At 65.6% G+C, this 6,419-nt stretch carries 8 protein-coding genes; 3 read left to right on the top strand and 5 right to left on the bottom strand.

What is annotated here, in order from left to right; translation table 11 throughout:
- Positions 1-188: hypothetical protein (locus tag Q0C59_RS08900; protein WP_291214230.1), on the bottom strand; the 188-nt coding region annotated here is incomplete at its 3' end.
- A 231-nt stretch (positions 189-419) separates the two neighbouring features.
- On the opposite strand from Q0C59_RS08900, the gene Q0C59_RS08895 reads away from it, so the two are divergent.
- Positions 420-1,019 carry a DUF4142 domain-containing protein gene (locus Q0C59_RS08895; RefSeq protein WP_291214228.1) on the top strand — a complete coding sequence of 200 codons (600 nt, stop codon included), beginning with the start codon at positions 420-422 and terminating at the stop codon, positions 1,017-1,019.
- A 162-nt stretch (positions 1,020-1,181) separates the two neighbouring features.
- Here Q0C59_RS08895 and Q0C59_RS08890 read toward each other — a convergent pair whose 3' ends face one another.
- The 4 genes from Q0C59_RS08890 to Q0C59_RS08875 form a co-directional block, all read right to left on the bottom strand.
- Positions 1,182-1,901, bottom strand: a complete 720-nt coding sequence (locus Q0C59_RS08890) for a Crp/Fnr family transcriptional regulator (RefSeq protein WP_291214226.1) — start codon at positions 1,899-1,901, stop codon at positions 1,182-1,184.
- 230 nt (positions 1,902-2,131) lie between these two features.
- On the bottom strand, positions 2,132-3,451 hold the full coding sequence (serS, locus tag Q0C59_RS08885) for a serine--tRNA ligase (protein WP_291214224.1): 1,320 nt from the start codon (positions 3,449-3,451) through the stop codon (positions 2,132-2,134).
- A 38-nt stretch (positions 3,452-3,489) separates the two neighbouring features.
- Entirely contained in the window at positions 3,490-4,461 is a 972-nt protein-coding gene (gene ispH / locus Q0C59_RS08880; RefSeq protein WP_291214223.1) for a 4-hydroxy-3-methylbut-2-enyl diphosphate reductase, read from the bottom strand.
- A complete protein-coding gene (locus Q0C59_RS08875) occupies positions 4,461-4,907 on the bottom strand; it encodes a peptidylprolyl isomerase (RefSeq protein ID WP_370654214.1) in 447 nt (148 codons plus the stop codon). Before Q0C59_RS08875 ends, ispH begins: the two co-directional genes overlap by 1 nt.
- 132 nt (positions 4,908-5,039) lie before the next feature.
- On the opposite strand from Q0C59_RS08875, the gene radC reads away from it, so the two are divergent.
- A complete protein-coding gene (gene radC / locus Q0C59_RS08870; protein ID WP_291214234.1) occupies positions 5,040-5,714 on the top strand; it encodes a DNA repair protein RadC in 675 nt (224 codons plus the stop codon).
- A 61-nt stretch (positions 5,715-5,775) separates the two neighbouring features.
- Complete coding sequence (locus Q0C59_RS08865; protein WP_291214219.1) at positions 5,776-6,417, top strand: Smr/MutS family protein; 642 nt, start codon at positions 5,776-5,778, stop codon at positions 6,415-6,417.
- The last annotated feature ends 2 nt before the right edge of the window (positions 6,418-6,419 follow it).

Raw genomic sequence — 6,419 nt, 5'->3', positions numbered from 1 at the left:
TTGCCCGACACCCGGTCGGCCACGTACAGCACGCCGTTGCGGTCGGCGGTGATGCTCTCGATGATCACTGTCCGGTCGGTGCTGGCCGGGTCAAGATCCACCAGGATCGACAGGGTCGGTGCTTGGGCTGCGGGGATGGCACAGCCGGCAAGCGCCAGCGCAAGAACAGCAATCAAAGTGGTCTTCAAGGGGTCTCTCCTGGCCACTGTTGTGGTGGCGTGTTGTCATGAGGATCCGATGTGCGGTGTGCTGCCACATCGGTGAGAAATGGTAGGGGCTGGCCCCTGGCAGAGGCCATGGCCGTCGTGAATGCCCCCCGAGTGAGTCAGGCTTCAAGGACACACGCTCGCGCCCACGTTCGCTATCGCACCGACCAGAACGAACTTCTTGACCATTCTTGAATGTGTGTTGTGGTCGCCATGTCCCGCGTGGCGAGGCCCAGGCCAGGTCGTTTGGTCCACGGTTACGGGAGCAGCGATGTGAGTATGCAGACATGGGTGCGGTTCACCTTGGCAGCGGTGCTGTTGAACAGCGGCATGGCCATGGGAAACCAGCTGGTCGATGGTGATCGGAGGTTTCTGGACCGGGTCGCCGAACAGGGCTATGCAGAACAGCCGGCCAGCAGGGCGGCGCTCAACAAGGCGACCGACCGACGGGTGCGCGCCTTTGCACTTCGGCTGATGGATGACCAGGTCCGGCGCTCTGCCGAGCTGCAAACGCTGTCTGCGTCGAAGGACCACAGGACACCGGGCGAAGCGTCCCTGGTGCAAAAGGGCCAGGGGATCCTGATCGTCAACCTGAGCGAAGAACACTTCGATCTGCGCTACATGCATCAGATCGGCGTGGTGGGCCACGAGGCCAGCGTGCGGCTGTTCGAGGAGGCCTCGCGCAGCGCCCATGACCCCGAGGTCAAAGCCTTTGCCGCCAGGCATCTGCCCACGCTCCAGCAGCAACTGCAAACGGCCAGGCGGCTCAAGGCCGCGGTGGATCTGAAGATCGGTGCCCGCCCCAGGCCTTGACCACTGGGTAGGGTGAAGGACAGACCCGCAGAAGCAGACCCGTCCCGGGCACGGCATTCCTTCTCAAGACACCGACCCTGATGCCCAACAGATGCTGAACCCCGAGGAAGCCGTCGAAAAGCCCTCCCCCGAGCATTGACGCGGCCAGGCGGTGGACGTGGTTCAGATCGCCGTTGTGTCCGGCAGCAGGCGGTCGTATTCGCGCTTCACCACTTGATAACACTCGCAGGTTCTGCGCTCGAGTTTCGGACGGTCCAGGACCGAGATGTGGCCACGCGCATAGCGGATGAGGCCGGCAGCCTGGAGCTTGAGCGCGGCTTCGGTGACACCCTCGCGGCGCACGCCCAGCATGTTGGCGATCAGCTCCTGTGTCATCACCAGTTCGTTGCCGGGCAGGCGGTCCAGGCTGAGCAGCAGCCAGCGGCACAGTTGCTGGTCCAGCGAGTGGTAGCGGTTGCACACCGCCGTCTGGCTCATCTGGGTGATCAGGGCTTGCGTGTAACGCAGCATCAGGTGCAGGACCGCACTGGAGCGCTCGAACTCTTCCTTGATGACTGCAGCGCGAAGCCGGTAGCCCATGCCGGCGCTCTGCACCACCGAGCGGTTGGGTGTGGTGCCACCGCCCATGAAGATGGAGATGCCCACCACACCCTCCAGGCCCACCACCGCAATCTCGGCCGACGAACCGTTTTCCAGCACATACAGCAGCGAAACGATCGCGCTGGTGGGGAAATGCACGTACGTCAGCGGTGCCCCCGACTCGTACAACACCTTGCCCAACGGCAGATCCACCAACTCAAGCTGGGGCAACCAACGTTGCCATTCGGCATCGGGCAAGCAGGACAACAGGTGGTTCTGACGGGGGTGGTCTGGCTCGGTCAATTGGCACTCCTCCGGGGTGACGGCTGTCCCGGTGGACGGCTGACAGTTCGGGTGTACGCCTGCCGGGGCACTTTGCAAAGCACCGTCTGTCCAACCGGTCCCACATACCGACCCGCCCCCCGTCGCCGCTGCCGTCCGCCCTTGGCGAAGTCCATCACCTGCCAGGCCAGTGGCGGACATGAAAACGCCCCGCAACGGCGGGGCTTTTGCCGGGCGAAGCGATGTGAACGTCAAGCCGGTGTCAAACGCTCCAGCCCACCCATGTACGGCCGCAGCACCTCGGGCACAGTCACGCTGCCGTCGGCGTTCTGGAAGTTCTCCAGCACCGCCACCAGCGCGCGGCCCACAGCCAGGCCCGAACCGTTGAGCGTGTGCAAGAGTTCGTTCTTGCCTTGTGCGTTCTTGAATCGCGCCTGCAAGCGGCGCGCCTGGAAAGCTTCGCAGTTGGAGACCGAGCTGATCTCGCGGTAGGTTTCTTGCGCGGGCACCCACACTTCCAGGTCATGTGTGCGGGTGGCGCCAAAACCCATGTCGCCGGTGCACAGCGCCAGCACGCGGTAGGGCAGGCCCAGCTTCTGCAGCACGGCTTCGGCGTGGCCGGTCATGGCTTCCAGCGCTTCGTAACTCCTGTCGGGGTGCACGATCTGCACCATCTCGACCTTGTCGAACTGGTGCTGGCGGATCATGCCGCGCGTGTCGCGCCCGGCGCTGCCGGCCTCAGACCGGAAGCACGGCGTGTGTGCGGTGAGTTTGATGGGCAGTTCGGACTCGGCCACCACGGTGTCGCGCACGACGTTGGTGAGCGTGACTTCGCTGGTGGGAATGAGGTAGAGCGCCTGCAGGTCGGGCACTTCCTCGGCGTCCTGTCCGCCCTTCTTCACAGCAAACAGATCGGCTTCGAACTTGGGCAGCTGGCCTGTGCCGCGCAATGTTTCAGCGTTCACGATGTAGGGCGTGTAGCACTCGGTGTAACCATGCTCCTGGGTCTGCACATCCAGCATGAACTGCGCAAGTGCGCGATGCAGACGCGCGAGTGGGCCGCGCATGAAGGTGAAGCGCGAACCGGCGAGCTTGGTGCCGGTTTCAAAATCCAGCCCGAGCGGGGTGCCCACATCCACGTGGTCGCGCACAGCGAAGTCGAACACGCGCGGTGTGCCCCAGCGGCGCAGTTCCACGTTGCCATGTTCGTCGCTGCCCACGGGCACGCTCTCGTGCGGCAGGTTGGGCACGGCTTGCAGCAGGGTGTGCAGTTCGGCCTGGATCACCTCCAGCCGGGCGCCCGAAGCATCGAGCTCGGTCTTGAGCGCGCCCACCTGCGCCATCACGGCGTCTGCCTCGGCGTGCTGCCCTTTGCCCTTGAGCATGCCGATCTGTTTGCTCAGCGAATTGCGCTGGCTCTGCAGCTCTTCGGTGCGGGTCTGCAGCGTCTTGCGCTCGGTTTCCAGGGCCTGGTAGGCGGCCACGTCCAGAAACGGCTGTGGGCTCTTGCGCGTTTCAAGCCGCGCGACGACCCCGGGGAGGTCTTTTCTCAGTTGGACGATGTCTAGCATGCGGCGATTGTAGGTTTGGGCAGGCGGTGCCCCGGCGCTCAGCGCAGGTGCTGCAGCGGCGCGGCGTCTTCGCCGTCCATCTTCAGGCCCTTGGGCAGCGGGAACTTGATCGTTTCGGTCAGGCCGTCCATGGTGCGCACGGAGATGGCGCCCAACTCCTTGATGCGCTCGATCACCTGACGCACCAGGATCTCGGGCGCCGAAGCGCCAGCGGTCAGGCCCACGCGGCGCTTGCCTTCGAACCAGTCGGCCTGGAGCTCATCGGCGCTGTCGACCATGTAGCTCACGGTGCCGAGCTTGATGGCAACCTCGCGCAGGCGGTTGCTGTTGGAGCTGGTGGGGCTGCCCACCACGATCACGATATCGACCTGAGGGCTCAGCAGCTTGACCGCATCCTGCCGGTTCTGCGTGGCGTAACAAATGTCTTGCTGCTTGGGCTCTCGCACCTGCGGAAAGCGCGCCTTCACGGCGCCCAGGATCTCGGCTGCGTCATCCACCGACAGCGTGGTCTGCGTCACCACGGCGAGCTTGGTGGTCTGCGCGGGCGATACATGCGCCACGTCTTCCACGTCTTCCACCAGGTGGATGCCGCTCTCCAGTTGGCCCATGGTGCCTTCCACCTCGGGGTGACCCTTGTGGCCGATCATGATGAATTCGAAACCTTCGCGGTGCAGCTTGGCCACCTCCACGTGCACCTTGGTCACCAGCGGGCAGGTGGCGTCGAAGATGTTGAAGCCGCGCTGTTTCGCTTCGTCCTGAATCGCCTTGCTCACGCCGTGGGCCGAAAACACCAGCGTGGCGCCAGCCGGCACGTCGGACAGTTCTTCAATGAAGATCGCGCCTTTGGCCTTGAGGTCGTTGACCACATAGGTGTTGTGCACGATCTCGTGGCGCACATAAATGGGCCGGCCAAACTTGGTGAGCGCGCGCTCGACGATTTCGATGGCACGGTCCACACCCGCACAGAAACCACGCGGCTCGGCGAGAACAATTTCTTGCGACTTCGGCATCACAGCACCCCGATCAATTGCACTTCAAACCGCACCGGCTGGCCGGCGAGCGGGTGGTTGAAATCGAACAGCACGGCACCGTCTTCGCGCACCTGCACCGCCGCGCCCGCGTAGGTTCCCAGCCCGTCGGGCGTGGGGAACTGCACCACGTCGCCCGCCACATACCGTTCATGCGGATCGCCGAGCTCGCTGAGCAGCTTGCGCGCCACCCACTGCACCATCTCGGGCTGGCGTTCGCCAAAGGCCTCCCCCGCGGCCAGCTCGATGACGGTGTGGGCGCCCTCTTCCAGGCCCATCAGGCGCTGCTCGATTGCGGGCGAAAGTTCACCCACGCCCAGGCTCAGCGTGGCGGGCTTGCCGGCAAAGGTGTCGATGATCACCTGCCCCTGCGGACCGGACATGCGGTAGTGCAGGGTGAGGAAAGAGCCTTCTTGGACGTGGGGCATGGGCGGTGTAGACAGCATGAGGGGAGTGTGGGGCACGGGGCCCCGAACCGGAGCGCCGCGCATGGCGTTGTGCCCGTATTGTAAAAAGCGGGCTGAATCAGGGAGGAAAACTATATGGATGGCCTTGTCATGGTGGGACTCAAAAGCCTGCCGACCGATGCGCGACCGCGCGAAAAGCTGCTGGCCCGTGGGCCGGGGGCGCTCAGCGACGTGGAGCTGCTGGCGCTGCTGCTGCGCACCGGCATCCGCGGCAAACACGTGGTGCAGCTCGCGCAGGAGCTGCTGGAGCACTTCGGCGGCATGGCCGGACTGCTGCACACCAGCGCCGAGGCGCTCAAGCAGATCAAGGGTCTGGGCCCGGCCAAACGCGCCGAGGTGCTGGCCGTGCTCGAGCTCGCCCGGCGCGCCCTCACCCAGCGTCTGCAGGAAAAAACGCTCCTGGAGAACCCCCAGGCGGTGCGCGAGTACCTGCAGCTGCAGCTGGGTGGCCGCCAGCACGAGGTGTTCGCCGTGCTGTTTCTCGACACACAGAACCGGCTGGTGGCGCTCGAAGAGCTGTTTCGCGGCACCTTGACGCAGACCAGCGTGTACCCGCGCGAGGTCGTGTTGCGCGCCCTGCACCACCACGCCGCCGCCGTGGTGCTGGCGCACAACCACCCCAGCGGCACCGCCCTGCCCTCGCGCGCCGACGAAGCCCTGACCGCCACCCTCAAGTCGGCCCTGGCGCTGGTGGATGTGAAGGTGCTCGACCACTTCATCGTCACCCGCAACCAGGCCGCGTCCATGGCCGAAATGGGCCTGATCTGACCCTGCAGGGTTGATCGGGCCACCCGTCTGCCGCGGGCACCTGCTCCGTCACAATCGCGCCATGAAAGTCAACACGCTGGCCGACCTGAAGGCGCTCAAACGCGCCATGGCCGAGCGTGCCGCGGCCGAGGCCATCCAGCGCGAGGCGCAACGCCAGGCCGAGCTGCAGCGCGAACGCGAACGCCGCCTGTTTGCCCATGCCGTGGGACCGGTACAAGCCATCGCCAATCCGGGCCGCATCGCGCCGCGCCCGGTCCCGGTGGCGCCGCTGCCCGTGCAGCGCCAGCTCGACGAAGCCTCGGTCATGCGCGAAGCGCTGTCCGACGACTTCGACATCGAGACCCTGCTGCACACCGACGAGATGCTGAGCTACCGCTGCCCGGGCCTGGGGCCGGACGTGATGCGCAAGCTGCGCGAAGGCAGCTGGAGCATCCAGCGCCAGATCGACCTGCACGGCCTGCGCACCGACGAAGCCCGCGAAGCCCTGGGCCGCTTCATCCGCGAGGCCCACCAGCAGGGCCTGCGCTGCGTGCGTGTGGTGCACGGCAAGGGCCTGGGCTCACCTGGGCGCATGCCGGTGCTCAAGAACCGTGTGCTGCGCTGGCTGGTGCAAAAGAACGAGGTGATGGCCTTTGTGCAGGCGAGGCCGGCGGAGGGTGGGGCCGGGGCGCTGGTGGTGCTGCTCAGGTCGGGCGGCGCCTGACA

This window comes from Hydrogenophaga sp. (genome assembly GCF_022844385.1).
Classification (GTDB): domain Bacteria; phylum Pseudomonadota; class Gammaproteobacteria; order Burkholderiales; family Burkholderiaceae_C; genus Hydrogenophaga.
This window is presented reverse-complemented; position numbering and strand designations above follow the sequence as displayed.